Source organism: Algibacillus agarilyticus (assembly GCF_003286125.1).
Lineage (GTDB): Bacteria > Pseudomonadota > Gammaproteobacteria > Enterobacterales > Alteromonadaceae > Algibacillus > Algibacillus agarilyticus.
The window spans coordinates 1-17107 of the sequence record NZ_QMED01000054.1 but is presented as its reverse complement, the minus strand read 5'-3'; the positions used below and the strand labels follow the sequence as shown (position 1 = coordinate 17107).

The window sequence follows — 17107 nt, the reverse complement described above, 5'->3', positions numbered from 1 at the left end:
CCGATTAAGGTGGCAAATTGAGTTATTGTTCAAAGAGCTTAAATCGTATTGCAACCTTAAAAAATTCAGCACACAAAAAGAGCCTATTGTTTGCGCCTTAATCTATGCCAGCTTCATCACTGTGTTACTAAAAAGGATGATGGCATTTGCAACAGAGGCATTAAAATCTTTATGGATATCGACACAAAAAGTGGCGAGGTCCGCACCAACATGGCTATCACTGTTAGTTAATAAACTGAGTCAACATCATGCAGTAGCGATAGCAGTGGAGGAATGCGTAGAACTAATATCAAAGCTATGTCCACGCGCCCACCCCAAGCGAGATTTGAAAGATGGGCTATATCAATTCGGTGTTATATCCTTGGTTGAGAATAACGGGATTGATTAATAAGTGAGCTTAAGTACCTACATATGAAATCCATTTAGGCGGCCCCAAGCACATAGAAGAGCATATGCTCATGGCGTCTGGAACTAGAAACCTGCCCCTAAACCCCGATCGCTTTGACTATCGTTAAATAAAAGTCAGGTTAATATTGATTTTCGAACCAACTTTCTAAAATGAGCTTAGCAGACATGGCATCCACATTACCTTTTTGTAAATTTTTATAACCGCCACTTTCAAATAGTCGTGCTTTGGCATCGACCGTGGTTAGCCTTTCATCATTGGTCTCAACGGGTAAGCCAAATCGGCCATGCAGGCGGTTAGCGAATTTTTTGGCGCGCTTGGTAATTTCTTGTTCTGTACCGTCCATATTTAAAGGTAAACCTACAACTAACAAATCAGGTTGCCATTCTTTAAAAATTTTTTCAATTTCGTCCCAATTAGGGATCCCATCTCTTGCTTTGATAAAAGTCAGCCCATTGGCTGTGCCGGTGAGTTCTTGACCCGTTGCGATACCAATACTTTTAACGCCGTAATCGAAAGCGATCACCAGGCGTTCACCTATCTTTGAATTTGTCATTATCTCTTATTTCTATTTATAACGGTTAAGTTAAGCGTGACCGACATCGGCAGAGAGTTGCCATGGGTTAAAGCCTAATTTTTCGGTTGCGCGTTCCCAACGCAAATGAATTGGCGTGTTAAACATTATATTAAGATCTGCTTCAATGGTTAACCATGCATTGTCTTTTAATTCTTGTTCTAATTGTCCGCCACTCCAGCCGGCATAACCAAGCGATATTAAAAAATCTTGCGGTCCAAGATCGGTACCTATTGCCTGTAGTATGTCTTTTGACGTGGTTAAATGAATTTGGTCTGAAATAGAAATTGAACTTGACCATTTAGATTCAGGCTCTTCTTTATGTAATACAAAACCTTGATCATTACACACTGGTCCGCCAACATATACAGGTTTATCGCTATTAAAATGAGGTGTCACGTCAACGTTTATTTTTTTTAATAAAGCGTCAATCTTCATGTCAGTCGGTTGATTAATAATGATCCCCATCGCGCCGTCTTTATTATGTTCACAAATATAGGTAACTGTTCGTGAAAAATAAGGATCCGCTAAACTAGGCATCGCAATAATAAAGTGATTACGTAAACTCGGCATAGGCAAGGTATGTATATCGAAAGTAATTTAAGTATAACAGCTAATGAGTTTTAAGTTTAACTTGCTGATTGTACGTCTGGCAAATTTTGTAAACTCACTTCGCGACTGATATCAAAAAATGATTGAATGTAGCTCTTGTTGGTATCACGTTGTTTAATGGCTGCATACAGCTTACTTTGCACACCTTTTTTACCCAAAGAGCAAATTTTGATTAAATTTTGTGCTTCATATTCACGTACCGCCCAATTGGGTAATACGGCTACCCCCATATCGGCGGTTACCATTTGCAAAATCATTAACGTTTGATCGACTTTTTTAATGCTGCGCGGTGACACATTAGCAGGTAATAAAAAATGCTTAAATACATCTAAGCGTTCATTATTTACGGGGTAAACTAATAAATTTTCTGTTTGCAGATCCACAGGGTCAATATGCTTTTTATCGGCCAACGGATGATTAGGTGCCGTCACCAAAACCATTTCAAAGGTAAATAAAGGTTCAAAATGCATGAGTTCAGAAGGGTAAGTATCGGCGGTTATCACTAAATCTAGCTGACCTTCTTCTAAGCCGGGTAAAGCATCAAACATATAATCGTTATTAAATTCGACATTAACCAATGGCCATCGCTGTTTAAATTGGCTTATAGCCGGCATTAGCCATTGAAAGCAACTATGGCATTCAATGGCTAAGCGTAACCGGCCTTTATTACCTTGCTTCAATTCTTGTAGTTTTTGTTCGGTATGACTTAAAGCTGGCAATATTTCGTCTGCTAAAGCTAACAATATTTGACCTTCGGCAGTGAGTTGAACCGGTGTGGTTTTTCGCACAAAAAGTGGGTTGCCAATACGCCCTTCAATATCTTTTAATTGATGAGATAAGGCAGAAGAAGATGTGTGCAACCAATCAGCCGCTTTAGCGAGTGTACCGAGTTGTGCAATAGCTTTAATGGTTTTTAAATGACGAATTTCAAGCATAGTTAACTTTATTATCTTAAATGACACTTTTTGATTATACCTGTGTCGATTTATATTGCTATGTTTGGCATGATGCCGTTATGGATTTCCTATTTATTAAAGTGAGTGAAAATGAAAGCTGGTATTTACAAACATTATAAAGGCGCTTTATATCAAGTTATTGATGTCGCTAAACATAGCGAAACAGAAGAAGAGGTTGTGGTATATCGTGCATTGTACGGTGAATTTGGCTTGTGGGTACGCCCACTTTCTATGTTTAATGAAACAATTGAAAAAGAAGGCGTTACTCGTCTTCGGTTTGCCTATATTGCTGATTCACTCGCGGCACTAGCTCCTTAATCTAAACATAACGTAGCGTTAAACTGGTATTATTATTGCAGTGCTCTAAGTCTATGTTTTTTTGACGCAACCCTCGATGTTGCATTCTCAAAGTGGTAATAGAGCATTAACACATGAATAGATTATTTAGCTTAGCGCTTTTCCCTGTTTTTTTTAGTCTGGTGACCACGCTTTTACTCGGCAGTTGTGGCGGTTCAGGTGGCGGTTCATCCGATGGTGATGGGGAGACCTCCCAAGATTTAAGGGTGATTTTAGGTAATGATATTACCATTTCGGAATTAACCGAAATTGAAATACAAAGCTTTTTACAAGGCGGTACTGAGCCCTTTGTTTATAAATGGCAAATTCAACCTATTTTATATGAAGATGCGTTAAGTGGTGATGAAGATCCCATCATTACCTTTACCGCACCTGAAGTACTGACAACCACTGAAATATTATTAACCTTATCGGTCACTGATGCGACTGGGATATCTAAGGTGCAGAATAAATCTGTCTTTGTAACCCCAATCAGCTCACCCCCTATCATTAGTTTATTAAAAGCGGGTACGGTGAGTGGCAGTGAGTTTACTGTTGAATCGGGTGAAGGCTTTCAGCTAGAAGCAAATTGGATAGATGGAGAAGATGGTACGGCGGTAAAAGCCGTGCAGTTATTATTAGAGCAGACGGCAGGTGCTGCCATTGATAACTTACCGACAGATGGTATTCGACGAAATTTTACCGAGCAAGAGCCAACGGTAACTGAATTGATTGCACAACAAGAGTTTGTAAACCCGAGCTCTCAGCCTGTTACGCTCAAATTTACCTTAAAAGTGACCGATACAAATGATATATCAACAGAGACCGAACTTTTTGTTGATATCTTGCCTATATCGGCTTCACGCCCGATTGTTTCCGCTGGTAGTGATCGAGTTGCCTATGAAGGGCAAGTTGTTACCTTAAAAGGGGCGTCCAATACGAGTCAGTTGGAATGGCGTCAAACATCGGGTGGCAGTGTTATCACGCTTGAAAACGCCACGCTTGAAAATGCACGCTTTATTGCGCCAGCCGTGACCGAAACCGCTGAATACGAATTTGCTTTAACAGGGACTAATAATATCGGGAATAAAGAAGACCGAGTTCTTGTCACGGTATTAGCTATTTCTCCTTTTGATGGAATTAACGATACCGGTTTAACTAATTGTGCTGATGCAACCAACAATGCGGTGCCTTGTTCATTAACGGCTTTTCCTAATCAAGATGCTGAGCAGGGGCGTGATCCTGCGCATATCAGCGACACGTTAAGTAAACGCGGAAACGGTGAACTCGGTTTTGATTTTACGCGCTTAGACGCCAATGGCGATGAGATCCCATCGGGTGATGCAGCTTGTGTACGTGATAATGTCACCGAACTCATTTGGGAAGTTAAAAGTACAACGGGGTTCCGTGCCTATAATAGTACATTTAGTTGGTATAACCCTGATTCTGCTACGAATGGCGCTAGCGCGGGATTTGAAAATCTAGGCTCGTGCACAACTGCAACGGGTATTTTAACAAATTGTGATACTGCCTCATATGTGAGTGCGGTCAATAATGTTGGCCTATGTGGTGCTAATGATTGGCGGTTACCTTCAATTAAAGAATTAATGTCTATTTTTAATCTTGCCCGTTTAGATGATAAGTTTGCTCGCGACGAAAATTTAGTTGAGTTGTGGGCCGCTCATGCATCGGCTAGCCAGCCATACTGGTCTTATCAGTCAAGTGCTTTTGGTACGGGTATTTCTCAAGTCGCATTACAGGCTTGGGCTGTTAATGCGGCTACGGCTAACGACGCGGCATTAGTTAAATCGACACCAGCCCGTGTATTATTAGTTAGAGGAGCACCTGAAAATGCACTATAAATATTTGAAATTAGGTTTACTCGCGAGTTGCTTATGGACTGGAGCCGCAATTTCGGCACAAGTGTGTTTTTCGGATTCAATACCTTCTTCTACGCCGACTACGCAATTTGTGCTTGATAGTCAGTTAGGCATTGCGACCGATCAAGTTACAGGTTTAAGTTGGTATATGTGCTCTGTAGGTACGACATGGAATGAAATCAATTTAACGTGTGAAGGCCAAGCGCAAACCTTTACGTGGCAAGAAGCGCTGCAATATGCCGATAACATTGAATATGCTGATTATACCGATTGGCGCTTACCCAATATTAAAGAGTTAATGTCGATAATCGAGCGGCAATGCTCAACACCTGCGTTAAATACTGCTATTTTTAATGATGGATTATCGGAGCGGTATTGGAGTAATACGCCTGTTATCGGAACCGATAGTGCAGGTGAAATAATAGGGGATACCGTTTGGGCTGTTTCGTTTGAAGAAGGTAGCAATAATACGGCTTTAAAAATTGAGAACTCCCTTGTGCGCCTCGTTCGAAAAATAAACTAATACCTGCATATATTCATGCACATAAACCTTAATATTTTATGTGCATGCGCTTTAACGTAAATAAAATAACGTTAATCTATAATCCATCGCGAAAGTTCATTCGCTCGTTAAAATACGTTTATCGACATCAAAATTGTCTTGCTACGTTTCATCGCCTGTTTAATGTGAATTGCGGCGGCGATCGGCAAGCAATTTTTGTATTGAATTAACTAAGAGTGTTTATTTTGGATCGAAATATAGTTATTGTTTTAGCGCTTTTAATTACCTCATTTAGCATACACGCCAGTGATGCCTGTAAAATTGATATCGAAATGGGGTTGGTTATCAACGATAAGCATGTTCGGATCATTGATAACTATCGCACTCAAGTACAATTCAACAAACCTTCACAAGTCATTATTCAAGGCTCCGTATTAACGCTTGATCTACAACAACAAGCGATTGTGCAAAGTTATATTGAGCAGGTCTCGCAGCATGTTCCTGAATATATCGATTTAATTGTGGATGGCGCTATGCTGGCATCAAGCTGGATAAATCAACTCGCGAGTAGTTTGCATGGTGAAAATAGCGAAAACCATTTACGGGTGCGTTCACAAATAGAACACGTCGTCATGAAAATAATGGGGAAATATAATCATCGCGACCAAAACTTTTTTTTAGGGCCGCAAAGCTTAAATTCACTTGAACAAACGATTAATGATGAGTTTTCAGCGCAAATGAAATCACTGACGGCTAACAATTTGAATTTATTTTTATCGGCGATGAACGACGATACCGATAACTTTAAAGAAAAAATGCAAAAATTTGGCGATAGACTAAATCGCTTATCTGCTGATGTGATCGCTGAATTAGAACTGAAATCAGGTAACTTAGATGTTAAATCACAAGAATTTTGTCAACGGTTAGTGGCGATCGATTTAATTGAAACCAAGATGCAGCATCATATACCGCAACTTGAAAACTTTAATATATTTAACCTACGCTGATTGATTAATCTTTACTATTGGGGACAAACAAATAGTTGGGTATTTTAATCTTTTCGTTACTATTTGGGCTGCTTAAAAATAGTGCTTTGGGGGTGTAGTTAATAAAATCAACATGACGGGTAATTTTGTATTCATCATTAACCGTAAACCACATTGTAAAATGCCAAGGGCCTAATACAACTTCATCATAGGTAAATGGCATGAAATAACCTTTTACGGCGGCTTGTTTGTTGTGAACAATAATGGTTTCAGTAACCAGAGTTGATAGAGACGGGGACTGTTCATATTTTTCATCAGGCCAGTTTAAAAATGCACGAATTTCCGCTTTGCCTTTTTTTACATCACCACTCACAATGTCTTCTAGCACGGCATCACTTGCGTAAAAGTTCATAAAGCGATCAAAGTCTTCACGCAAGGCATACTGCGTTAAATACTCTTTTATCATCATCTCAATTTGTTGGTTAGATGCAAGGATCGGGTCTTTTTTCTTTGGTAAAAACATGCATGCATTCAAACAAAGTGTTATGGCTAAAAATTGAATTAATCGAAAAGTTTGTTTATTTAACATGTTGAGAGTCTCATGGTTATAACTAGGGCGTGTTTATCTTTTATGAATGCTTTTGCAGCCGATTTATACAAGGCAGAGCGATTGCAGTGTCGTTATTCTACATAAAAGAGCGATAACGTAGTAGAAATAGTGCAAATGCGCTGGCCTTTGGGTTCAATCCAAAACGTTTTGCTCTTTGTTATTGGCTTTTGACGTAGAACCATTATGTCATGAAGCCAATGCCGCGATCAAAACGCTTTGGAATTGAACGAAATCGATACGACAAAGATAAACACGCCCTAGGTTTGTAAACAATCGCTTTAATAAGGATTCATTAGATCAACAGTTCAAGTAATGTATTTAAATACCGATGTCCATGGGCAGTCACGGTCCAATGGCTGTTGGTTTCAATCATGAATTTTTGGTTTATTGCCGCTTGAATAAAGTCGTCAATTTGGTGAAGAGCTAATCCTGTGTACTGAGTTAGTTCCTCTTTAGGGATCGCTTCCATTAACCGACAACGATTAATAAAATAATTAAAAGCCAAGTCGTCTTGCTCAATGGGCGTTGATTGATACAAGTAATTTTGAGTTAAATCCATATAACCTTTTGGGTGCTTAACTTTTTCAGTTCTAATGATTTTATTCTTATTTGCCAGTGTTATTTTTCCGTGTGCACCACAACCAATCCCTAAATAATCACCAAAACGCCAGTAATTTAAATTGTGCTGGCAAGTGTGCCCTTTTTTAGCGTAAGCACTTATTTCATATTGTTCATAACCGTTCGCTAATAAAAGTGCGTGCCCTTGTTCTTGAATTTGCCATAATGCTTCATCTTCCGGCAGCTTAGGGGGTTTAGAACCAAATAGGGTATTGGGCTCTAATGTGAGCTGATACCAACTCAGATGTGGAGGTAATTGTTTGAGTGCGGTTGATAAATCATAAAGTGCATCGTCTAAACTTTGCTCAGGTAAACCGTGCATTAAATCTAAATTAAATGAGTTTAAAGGCAATGTATTTGCTAATTGAGCCGCTTTAATTGCCTCGTTACCATTATGAATACGACCTAATTTAGCTAACTTATCCGCTTGAAGTGATTGCACACCAATAGAAAAACGATTTACACCCGCATTCACAAAACCTGCAAATTTAGCGGCTTCGACTGTCCCCGGATTTGCCTCTAATGTGATTTCACAATCCGGTGCAAGTGTAACTCGTTGTTTTACGCCCGCAATAATTTTCGCAATACCTTCAGCCGAAAAAATACTGGGAGTACCACCACCAAAAAAGATGGTTTTAATTTCACGGCCTTGCACATAATCTAAATCTTGGTTTAAATCATCAAGTAAGCAGGCGATATATTCACTTTCAGGTATGCCTTTTTTGACTGCATGCGAATTAAAGTCACAATACGGACATTTTTGTACACACCAAGGAATGTGAATATATAAACTAAGTGGAGGTAGTTGCAGCAGAGTCATATTTATTTAATTTGGCTTATTTTACTCGGCAGTAACGCAAGCAATTGGTTTAAAGCTTGGCCACGATGACTAATTGTATTTTTTTCTTGTTTAGTTAAATCAGCTGACGTGCATTGATGTGTATTTAACCAAAATAATGGGTCATAACCAAAGCCATTTCGGCCTGATGCATCATCGGTTATGGTGCCTTCCCAACTGCCTTGGCAAATAATGGGCGTTGGGTCATCTTTATGCAACATAAAAACCAGCACACACTGAAAACGCGCAGTACGTTGTGCAGCAGGAACACCTGATAAAGCCTCAAGTAATTTACTATTATTTAATTCGTCAGTTGCGTTATCGCCGCTATACCGAGATGAATAAATACCGGGCGCGCCGTTTAAATAATCAACTTCTAAACCTGAATCATCTGCAATGGCGGGCAACCCCGTTTCAGCCGCGGCATGACGGGCTTTTATGATGGCATTTTCAACAAAGGTGGTGCCGGTTTCTGCAACCGAAGAAACAGTAAACTCACTTTGTGCAACAACATCAAACGCTAATGGCGCTAGGCGATCCGATAGTTCTTTTACTTTTCCTAGATTACCTGTTGCTAATACAATCTTTTTCATAATTCATTTCCTGCTCGATGCGGTTAAGCGCTTAATAGAGTTTTTGCCAATTTTTATGTTGGTTTGCTTCTTTAGTTAATACGACGACTTCACACTTTGCGGCATAATCTTGTAATGACAATCGATATCGGCGAGCCAACAAAAGCCACAAATTACCTAAACCAAAAACAGAGCACACTAACCGTATCAATGCTTGTTTTTTGCTAATGTCATGGCCATTTTCATTTTGTACGCGCAAACGCCAAGTTTTCATGCCGACGGTTTGCCCGCCTTTACTCCAAAACCAAATATAAAAATAAGTGATACAGAAGAGTAAGTAGGCTTGAAATATAAGATGGCCAAACGCCGTTGCTTGCAACCATGTTGAAATTTCGTCATGGTTACCTAACGAAAATACGCCAACCGTAATAAATAATTGCAATATCAATAAACCTATTAATGCAGCGGCTAATGCAATCGCCGCTGTCACTAATAAGTCATAAACCATTGCCGCTAAACGACGGCGAAAACCGGCTCGCGGAAAGCCTGTTTTAGAAATAACTTCATTCATAATTTAACTGACTCAATAACTCAACATACAGTGCTTAAATTTTACGGCGCTATGCTAACAAAAAACCGGTAAGTTAGCTTGAACTTTGCCGTTTAAAATTTGGCACGAAGGTGTAACCATTTTTTAATATTAGGCCATTTAAACCCGAGTAAAATTAATACAAAGCCACCATACATAACCGGTTCTACGGGCGTTGCTTTAACTGACCAGTAAAAATGAATACTCACTAACAACAAAGCAGGGTAGATAGAATAGTGTAGGCTTTGCCATTTACGGCCCATTTTAGCGCGAATTTTATTGGGAGATGTAATGGCCAAGGCAAATAATATAATAAACGCGGCCAAACCGACCCAAATGTACGGACGTTCAACAATCTCTTCAATAAACCGAGACCATAAAAATTGTAATTCAAATGCCCAAAAGCTAGCGATATGTAAAATACTGTAAGTAAACGCATAAAGTCCGACCAAGCGTCGAGTTTGTATTAACCAAGGGGCTTTACCGTATTTGGCAAATATTGAAATGCAGGCCGTTAATATCAATAACCTAAAAGCCCCTTCACCGGTAAAGTGAATGATCATTTTAACGGGGTCCGTGACGGACTCATCATAAATAGCGGCATAATAGCTTGTAAAAATAGGTATTAACGCAGCAAGGTGCAAAAAAAGTTTACTTAATAATATTTTATGTTGTGTTGATAATGAAGGCATCGTTATTTTACAGTTTGGTCTGTCTATCGGTATAAAGGATCATAACATGGATCTTTCCGTACAAGTTTACGGGTAGGTAAAAATGGGACCCATTAATACCAATCCGTAATAATAAGTGCCCACTCAGCGAGCATTTAAAACTCGCCTGAAAGGAATGCCCCAGCGGCTTTTGATCTGAAACAAACATATTACTTTGAATTTATTATAGTCTTCTCGCTCAGGTTTTATAGTTCATTGTCAGCGCTTTCTCTCGACTTTGGCTCCTGCGTCGTTCTAACACCTAAATCCATTTAGGCGGCCCCAATCACATAGTAGAGCATATGCTCATGGGGTCTCGAAGCCTGCATGGATGCAGGTAAGGGGCGAGAGCAGGACGCGGTAGCTTTGCCTGCATGGATGCAGGTAAGGGGCGAGAGCAGGACGCGGTAGCTTTGACGGCTTTGCTTACATGGATGTAAGTACTTCGGTTTCGTCTGGAACGAGAAACCTGCCCCTAAAACCCGATCCCTTTGAATCGGTTTTTTGAATCGGTTTTTTGAATCGGTTAGTTTTTACTTTTTAAGTGTTCAGCTAAAACTTGGTAAAGTTCTTTAATATTGACGGGTTTACTTATATAAGCATCAAAGCCAGATTGAATGTATTTTTCGATGTCGTTACTCATTACATTAGCGGTGAGCGCAATAATAGGTAAATCGGGGTAGTTTGATTTTATTTGTTTACACGCTTGAATACCGTCCATATTTGGCATTTGAATATCCATGAAAATAAGATCGGGCTTGTTGTCTAATGCTTGTTTAACCGCTTCTAATCCATCACTCGCTATTTCGATGTTAGCGTGAGTTGGCTCAAGTATCGAACAAAAAACGATTTGATTAATCTCGTTATCTTCAGCTAATAAAATATGATAATTAGCTGCTTCAGGTTGGTGATCTACCGCTTGAGCGTTTTGGGTTGGTTTAGTCGTGGCTGATTTGTCTGCTTTAAAAGTTAAAGTGAAACACGAGCCTATGTTTTCTTGACTGACTACGGTGATATCACCCTGCATTAATTCAGCGAGTTGTTTTGAAATGGCTAAACCTAAGCCACTGCCGCCGTATTTTCGGGTCGTTGATGTATCGGCCTGCTCAAATCTAAAAAATAATTTATCTAAATGGGCTTTTGAAATACCGATCCCGCTATCTTGAATTGCAATTTTTATTTGTTCATTTTTTTCAGATACCGTTATCGCCACTTCACCCACATTGGTAAATTTTATGGCATTAGAGGTTAAATTGGTGATGATTTGTTTTAAACGAACGGGGTCAATTAACCAAGTCGAGTGATTGAGCGCCTCGGCATTAACCGTGAGCTTTATAGATTTTTGTTGCGCGGCTAATGATTGCTCTTCTTTAACCGCTGAGAGCAAGGTAATAATATCGGTGGGAATACATTCTAATTCAATGTTATTCGATTCGATCTTCGACAAATCTAAAATATCGTTAATTAAAGCGAGTAATGATTTAGATGAAATAATGCCTGTTTCAACTAATTTGTGTGAATCGTCGGGTAATTTACTTCGTTGTAATATTTGTAAAGCGCCTAATACCCCATTCATGGGGGTTCTAATTTCATGGCTCATATTGGCTAAAAATTCACTTTTAGCCAAACTCGCAGCTTTAGCCTTATTTAACGCTTCTTCTAATGCGATACGTTGTTGTTTAAAATCGGTTATATCGGTTAATGAGCCAGCCATTCTTATAGGCTTACCTTGCTCATTACGATGAGTGATGCCTCTTGCCCTAAAGTAACGATAGCGAGCACCAACAAGCACTCGATGCTCTGTATCATAAGGAGTATCACTTCTGAAATGTTTTTTAAGTGCGTCTCTGTTTTTGGACTGATCATCAGGGTGCACATGTTGTTCAAAAATTTCATTCATTGTGGGGGGCTTTTTATCGCTATGTTGGCAGGGTGACAATTGCAACATGTCCATTAACTTAGGCGACATATAGAGTTCATCTATAGTCAAATCCCAGTCCCAGATACCATCGTTGCTGCCTAATATGGCGAGCTGAAAACGTTCTTTTTGGTGCTTAACGATGCGCTCCGATTCAGCAATGCGTTTTAATGGACGTATTAAAACTGAACGAATAATGCTCACTAATACGATAAAACTTAGTAGCATATTCAACGCAAGTGTTAAGCCTATTTGCTCAACATAACTGTTTTTTTCATTTTCAATGATATGAGGCGCAACATAAAAATTAAGTGTGAGCTCTGAATCCGGCACATCAAAATTAGCTACACTTGAATACGTCGATAAATCCGCAGATGAATAATTTAAACCCTGTGTATTTATAAAGTTTATTGCATGTACACTTTCATCTAAAATAGGCTGCAATATGTCTTCTATCGATTGGCTCATAATATCGACAAGCAACACACCTTCGACAAAATTATTGTATTTAACGGGGAGTGCAAGTTGAAAATAATGTTGCTGGTTATGTGACATTATATTGATGGCTGATTGTCTTTCTTCAAGATTTATTTTATGTGCCCAAAGAGGAAGTGATTCGTCTTTTTTTAAGCTTGAATAAATAATGTTGCCTTCAAAATCTGCCACTTTAATGTGTTCTTTTTCATCTAAAATCGTAATGTGATCAAGGTAGTCAGCTAAATTTAATGAGTTAGAGGCTATCCCCATAACATTTGATACCACAACCGAATTACGAGTGATTTCATTAATCACTTTAAATCGATTTTCAATAAATTGATTAATATTATTAAACGTTGAATTGGCTTGCAGCTCAATCTGCCTATCCATTAATTTACTCAACGTTGTTGTCGCGCGATCTGACACAAAAAGCGTATTCACGATAAAAGAAATAATAAAACTAACGAATAAAACAAAGTAAGCTAAATTAACTTCAGATTTAAACCAATTTAATTTTTTACGCATTTAATTTTTAAGCACCTTAATTTGATTTTTGTCATCAAACGTTGCCATACAAAAATCGGCTAAATTAAGTGCTTCGTGTGCATCTGGTTTTGATTGAGTCCAAATGCTGAACGGCTTTTCATATTGTTTTATTAATCCTTGAATCGGGTGTTGAATGTTTTCTAATGCGTTTTTAAATGCCAGACGATCTTTTTTGATGTCGCCACTTAATTTTATATTTTGCAATGCGCGAATAGCGATACGACCTAAGTCGTAAGCGTGAATAAAACCAGCTGGTGCATTTAGCATATCTTTATTAGTGAAAGCGGCGGGAAACAGTGTTTTTGCGCGTTTTAAAACTTTCTCGCTAAACGGTGTTATCCAGTCATCATTAAAGGCAAAGCAACTTTGGATCACACTTAGATCAACCCCTTTTTTGAGTTCAGGTGTTAATACTTTATCAAGATCGCCTCCCGTTAATCCCCAATGACTAATTATAGGTAATCTTAATTCAGGTGAAATAGCTAACATGGCATTTAAAAAATGTACTGACTCGGTATAACTCGCGACTAAAATCAAACAGTCTACGTTATGATTTATTGCTTTTTTAATCTCAACTTCCGCCGTGTTTTGTTTGGTGTTCCAGCCAAACCAACTGACATCGAAAGGTACTTTATTATTTAAATAGGCAGACATCGTTTTGTAATTTGATTCCCCCCAAGGTGTTTGCTCTAAGAATAACCTGGGGCTTTTACAATGTAATTTACTTAAAGCGTGCTCTGCTAATCTATTACCGGCAACCGTGTCATCAATAGATAAACGAAAAACCCAATTTTTTGAATCTGGGTATCGTGTTATCGGTCCTCCTGCAGCCCAAGGCACGAGTAAAGGAATTTTATTTTTATTGATGTACTCTCGGTTAACAATATAAGGCGGTGAATGTAAACCGCCTAATATGAATAAGGCGTTGGCATTTTTTTTAAAATGCTTAAAAGTAGATAAACTGCGGTTAATATTACCACGGTGGTTTTTTTCGATTAATTTAATATTGTAACCGTGAACTTTATTATCAACTTCACTTAACGCCGTTAAAAAACCCATTTTCATGGCATTGGCTGAATCAATATTGACTGAATAATCTGCGTCGTGGTAAATATAGAGTGTTTTACTAACTCCGTAATGGCAGGGGATTAGTATTAATAATAACGCTATGAATGCATTGTTATATTTCATTACTCAGTGTTCTGAAGATGATAATAATGATATAAATATTAGCTTTAACTTGCTTAATAAGCCAGTATTGCTTCTTAAGCCTTAGGATTTACAGTTATTTATTATCAAACAAGATTATCGGTTAAAAACTTAGTATTAATAATAAGTGTTTCAATTTTCTTTATTTCTATATGCTCTATTTTTGACAATATAAATCGCTATTTCGAGCTATTTAGCCACTTTAAACTGGTCTATTTAGTGAGTACTGTCATTTGCTGTGTCTTTTTGTTAGCGTATAAACGCTATAAGCTTTTTATTATTATGTTTTTCGTTGCTGTTATTCACTCGTTTTCTATTTTTTCTTGGTACTGGGATATAGAGGATAATAAAAGTTCAAAACATCAAACACGATTAAAAATTCTTCATAGTAATGTGCTCACATCCAATCAACATTTCCATTTATTGACTTCGCTTTTAGAAAAAGAGAAGCCACACATGGTTATTCTGCAGGAGATAAATACAGATTGGATTGACGGGATAAAAAGTGCACTATCGGATTATAAATATCGACTCGAAAAGCCACAAAATGATAATTTTGGTATCGCAATTTACAGTCAGTTACCTTTTATAACGTCCAATGTGATCACCTTAGGTAATTTAGGGCTAGCCAGTATAGAAGTCACATTTACAATAGATGAACAAGCTGTCACGTTAATTGCAACTCATCCTACTCCGCCATTAAGCGATGCTTTATATATAGCTCGAAATGATCAATTAATCGACGCAGCGAAAAGAATAGCGAGTAAATCCACAGCAAAAATATTACTTGGTGATTTTAATGTGTCTATGTGGTCCAGTGATTATTTAGTCATGGAATCTATTTCAGGTTTAAAAAATGCCAGACAAGGCTTTGGTATATTGCCTACTTGGCCTGCAAACTTACCGTTTCCTATTATTCCAATTGATCATATTTTAGTGTCTGACGCTTTTTTTGTTAATGATTTTAACGTTGGTCATAATATAGTATCCGATCATTTACCTATTATCGTTGAATTAGCATTACGTAAAAATGATGCAGCAATGTAATATGGGTATCAATATAGGCTTTAACCCCTGTTGAACGCTTAAATTCTATTTTTTTGAGTGACTACGGCTTAAATACCCACTAGATAAGGTGTTACTTTGAGTATTAAAATACAATCAGTGTTGTTCACTGTATTTTTAACTATATTTGGTTTTATGTTTCGTTATTATTCGGCCCATAAGGTAGGCCTCGAATTGCCTATATTAGGCATTGTATTGAGTGTCGGTGTTGCTGGGATGATTGGCGGTGTTGGTTTTTATTTAGGTTTGCTTAAAGTAAATGAACCACTCAACATCTTCCATCTCGCATTTTCTGCTATTTTTGTATTCTTTATGTCGCATAACTTAAGTAAGCTTTTAGATTTATACCAACTGTCTTGGTTAGCTTATCTCGTTCTTCTTTTTGCCGTCGCTTTTTATACCGCTTTGCGCGCACCTCGAATTTTCAATAAAACATTAAGCAAAACATCACAATAGTAGAATAGGTTTTTAGGTTAAAGCTAAAAGTTATCAGGATTTGATAAACTTTTTTGGCTAGGTCGAAGCTTGACTGCTTTGCTTACATGGATCTAAGTCTGTCTCTTATACACAAGTTTTAAATGCGAGTTAAATATGATCTAATACCCATTACATACTGTTTCGTAATGAATTTCAATGCAGCAACTTACCTCGCAACAATGGGCAAATCAGATTTTTGGCAATGCTAATTTAGGAGACCCTCGCAGGACTCGTCGGTTAACACAATTAGCATCGGACCTATCCAATAATGTTGGAGATTCCATTGTTAAATCCTGTGATAGTCCCGCTCACATTGAAGCTGCATATCGTTTTATCCGTAACGACGCTATCTGCCCGGATGATATTGCCGAGTCTGGATATTCGCATACCTGTCAGCTCTTGCCAGACTCTCCTTTAGTTCTTGCTATTCAAGACACCACGGAACTGAGTTATGAGCATAGTGTAGCTAGTAAGTTAGGTAACGTGAGCAACTCAAAAACAAAGACCAGTCGAAAACGTTCATTGCATGTTCATTCGACTTTGCTCCTTGATGCTCAATCAGAAAAAACGATTGGACTGGCTAATCAAAAATACTGGTTTAGAGAAAATAAAAATAAAGGCACTCGAGAAGAGCAGCAAAGACGTAAGTTTGAAGATAAAGAATCTTCTGTTTGGATGAAGTGTTTTGAATCGGTAAAAGCCAGAGCCAGTAATGTAAGCAATATTATTGACGTCTGTGATAGAGAGGCCGACATTTACGAATACTTAAATTACCATCATACACATGCGCATCGATATCTAGTCAGAGCCAAGGCCAATAGAAATTTACTAGAACCACGAGGCAAGCTATCTAAATTGAGTGAAGATGTCATTGGACAGTGCTGTTATACCGTGGATATCGCACAACGAGGAAATCGTCCCGCTAGGCAAGCCAAAATGACTCTGAACTATCAATCAATAACGATTGGCAAACCTAAACGAGCAGAGGGAGCTGATTCGTTGACGTGTAATGTGATTATTTGTGACGAAAAAGACAGTGATGATAAAGAAGCGTTGCGCTGGGTATTATATACGAATGAAACGATTAAGAATGCTGAAGATGCGCAGCGATTAGTCAGATATTACGAATTACGTTGGCGTATAGAAGAGTTTCATAAGGCATGGAAATCGGATGGAACGGATGTCGAAGGTTTGCGTCTTCAAACGGTTGACAACCTAAAACGAAT

17 protein-coding genes and 1 pseudogene are annotated in these 17107 nt (G+C 38.3%); 8 read left to right on the top strand and 10 right to left on the bottom strand.

From position 1 onward, the window contains the following. Nucleotides 1–388 (top strand): annotated as a pseudogene (locus DPX34_RS22160) (IS4 family transposase); the annotation flags it as partial. Nucleotides 389–527: 139 nt separating this feature from the next. Here the strand turns inward: DPX34_RS22160 and ruvX are convergent. The 3 genes from ruvX to DPX34_RS21155 are packed head-to-tail and all read right to left on the bottom strand — an operon-like array spanning nucleotide 528 to nucleotide 2527. After that, nucleotides 528–962 carry a Holliday junction resolvase RuvX gene (gene ruvX / locus DPX34_RS21165; RefSeq protein ID WP_198673777.1) on the bottom strand — a complete coding sequence of 145 codons (435 nt, stop codon included), beginning with the start codon at nucleotides 960–962 and terminating at the stop codon, nucleotides 528–530. A 30-nt stretch (nucleotides 963–992) separates the two neighbouring features. Next, nucleotides 993–1553: a YqgE/AlgH family protein gene (locus DPX34_RS21160; protein WP_111980411.1), complete on the bottom strand. Its 561-nt coding sequence runs from the start codon at nucleotides 1551–1553 to the stop codon at nucleotides 993–995. A gap of 56 nt (nucleotides 1554–1609) precedes the next feature. Further along, complete coding sequence (locus DPX34_RS21155; protein WP_111980410.1) at nucleotides 1610–2527, bottom strand: LysR substrate-binding domain-containing protein; 918 nt, start codon at nucleotides 2525–2527, stop codon at nucleotides 1610–1612. A gap of 111 nt (nucleotides 2528–2638) precedes the next feature. Between DPX34_RS21155 and DPX34_RS21150 the strand changes: the two genes are divergently transcribed. The 4 genes from DPX34_RS21150 to DPX34_RS21135 all read left to right on the top strand — a co-directional run bounded on the left by DPX34_RS21150 (nucleotide 2639) and on the right by DPX34_RS21135 (nucleotide 6273). Next, nucleotides 2639–2866, top strand: a complete 228-nt coding sequence (locus tag DPX34_RS21150; protein WP_111980409.1) for a DUF1653 domain-containing protein — start codon at nucleotides 2639–2641, stop codon at nucleotides 2864–2866. A 113-nt stretch (nucleotides 2867–2979) separates the two neighbouring features. Beyond that, nucleotides 2980–4746 (top strand): Lcl C-terminal domain-containing protein, encoded by a 1767-nt coding sequence (locus DPX34_RS21145; protein WP_111980408.1) that lies wholly within the window; start codon nucleotides 2980–2982, stop codon nucleotides 4744–4746. Beyond that, complete coding sequence (locus DPX34_RS21140) at nucleotides 4736–5287, top strand: Lcl C-terminal domain-containing protein (RefSeq protein WP_111980407.1); 552 nt, start codon at nucleotides 4736–4738, stop codon at nucleotides 5285–5287. Before DPX34_RS21145 ends, DPX34_RS21140 begins: the two co-directional genes overlap by 11 nt. A gap of 224 nt (nucleotides 5288–5511) precedes the next feature. Beyond that, nucleotides 5512–6273, top strand: a complete 762-nt coding sequence (locus DPX34_RS21135) for a DUF2884 family protein (RefSeq protein ID WP_111980406.1) — start codon at nucleotides 5512–5514, stop codon at nucleotides 6271–6273. Nucleotides 6274–6277: 4 nt separating this feature from the next. Here the strand turns inward: DPX34_RS21135 and DPX34_RS21130 are convergent, their stop codons facing one another. The 7 genes from DPX34_RS21130 to DPX34_RS21100 all read right to left on the bottom strand — a co-directional run bounded on the left by DPX34_RS21130 (nucleotide 6278) and on the right by DPX34_RS21100 (nucleotide 14321). Continuing rightward, a complete protein-coding gene (locus tag DPX34_RS21130) occupies nucleotides 6278–6841 on the bottom strand; it encodes a nuclear transport factor 2 family protein (protein WP_111980405.1) in 564 nt (187 codons plus the stop codon). A gap of 313 nt (nucleotides 6842–7154) precedes the next feature. Then, nucleotides 7155–8300 (bottom strand): radical SAM family heme chaperone HemW, encoded by a 1146-nt coding sequence (hemW, locus tag DPX34_RS21125; RefSeq protein WP_111980404.1) that lies wholly within the window; start codon nucleotides 8298–8300, stop codon nucleotides 7155–7157. Nucleotides 8301–8302: 2 nt separating this feature from the next. Continuing rightward, nucleotides 8303–8914: an RdgB/HAM1 family non-canonical purine NTP pyrophosphatase gene (rdgB, locus tag DPX34_RS21120; RefSeq protein ID WP_198673778.1), complete on the bottom strand. Its 612-nt coding sequence runs from the start codon at nucleotides 8912–8914 to the stop codon at nucleotides 8303–8305. Nucleotides 8915–8942: 28 nt separating this feature from the next. Next, nucleotides 8943–9461, bottom strand: a complete 519-nt coding sequence (locus DPX34_RS21115) for an RDD family protein (protein ID WP_111980402.1) — start codon at nucleotides 9459–9461, stop codon at nucleotides 8943–8945. Nucleotides 9462–9553: 92 nt separating this feature from the next. Further along, on the bottom strand, nucleotides 9554–10171 hold the full coding sequence (msrQ, locus tag DPX34_RS21110) for a protein-methionine-sulfoxide reductase heme-binding subunit MsrQ (RefSeq protein WP_111980401.1): 618 nt from the start codon (nucleotides 10169–10171) through the stop codon (nucleotides 9554–9556). Between the two features lie 544 nt (nucleotides 10172–10715). After that, a complete protein-coding gene (locus DPX34_RS21105) occupies nucleotides 10716–13109 on the bottom strand; it encodes an ATP-binding protein (protein ID WP_111980400.1) in 2394 nt (797 codons plus the stop codon). After that, nucleotides 13110–14321 carry an ABC transporter substrate-binding protein gene (locus DPX34_RS21100; RefSeq protein WP_111980399.1) on the bottom strand — a complete coding sequence of 404 codons (1212 nt, stop codon included), beginning with the start codon at nucleotides 14319–14321 and terminating at the stop codon, nucleotides 13110–13112. Between the two features lie 300 nt (nucleotides 14322–14621). On the opposite strand from DPX34_RS21100, the gene DPX34_RS21095 reads away from it, so the two are divergent. The 3 genes from DPX34_RS21095 to DPX34_RS21085 all read left to right on the top strand — a co-directional run. Next, the gene (locus DPX34_RS21095; protein WP_111980398.1) at nucleotides 14622–15386 is read left to right on the top strand and encodes an endonuclease/exonuclease/phosphatase family protein; all 765 of its coding nucleotides are present in this window, start codon (nucleotides 14622–14624) and stop codon (nucleotides 15384–15386) included. Between the two features lie 96 nt (nucleotides 15387–15482). Next, nucleotides 15483–15860 (top strand): hypothetical protein, encoded by a 378-nt coding sequence (locus DPX34_RS21090; protein ID WP_111980397.1) that lies wholly within the window; start codon nucleotides 15483–15485, stop codon nucleotides 15858–15860. Between the two features lie 177 nt (nucleotides 15861–16037). Beyond that, the coding region (locus DPX34_RS21085) for an IS4 family transposase (protein ID WP_111979291.1) at nucleotides 16038–17107 on the top strand (1070 nt) is incomplete at its 3' end.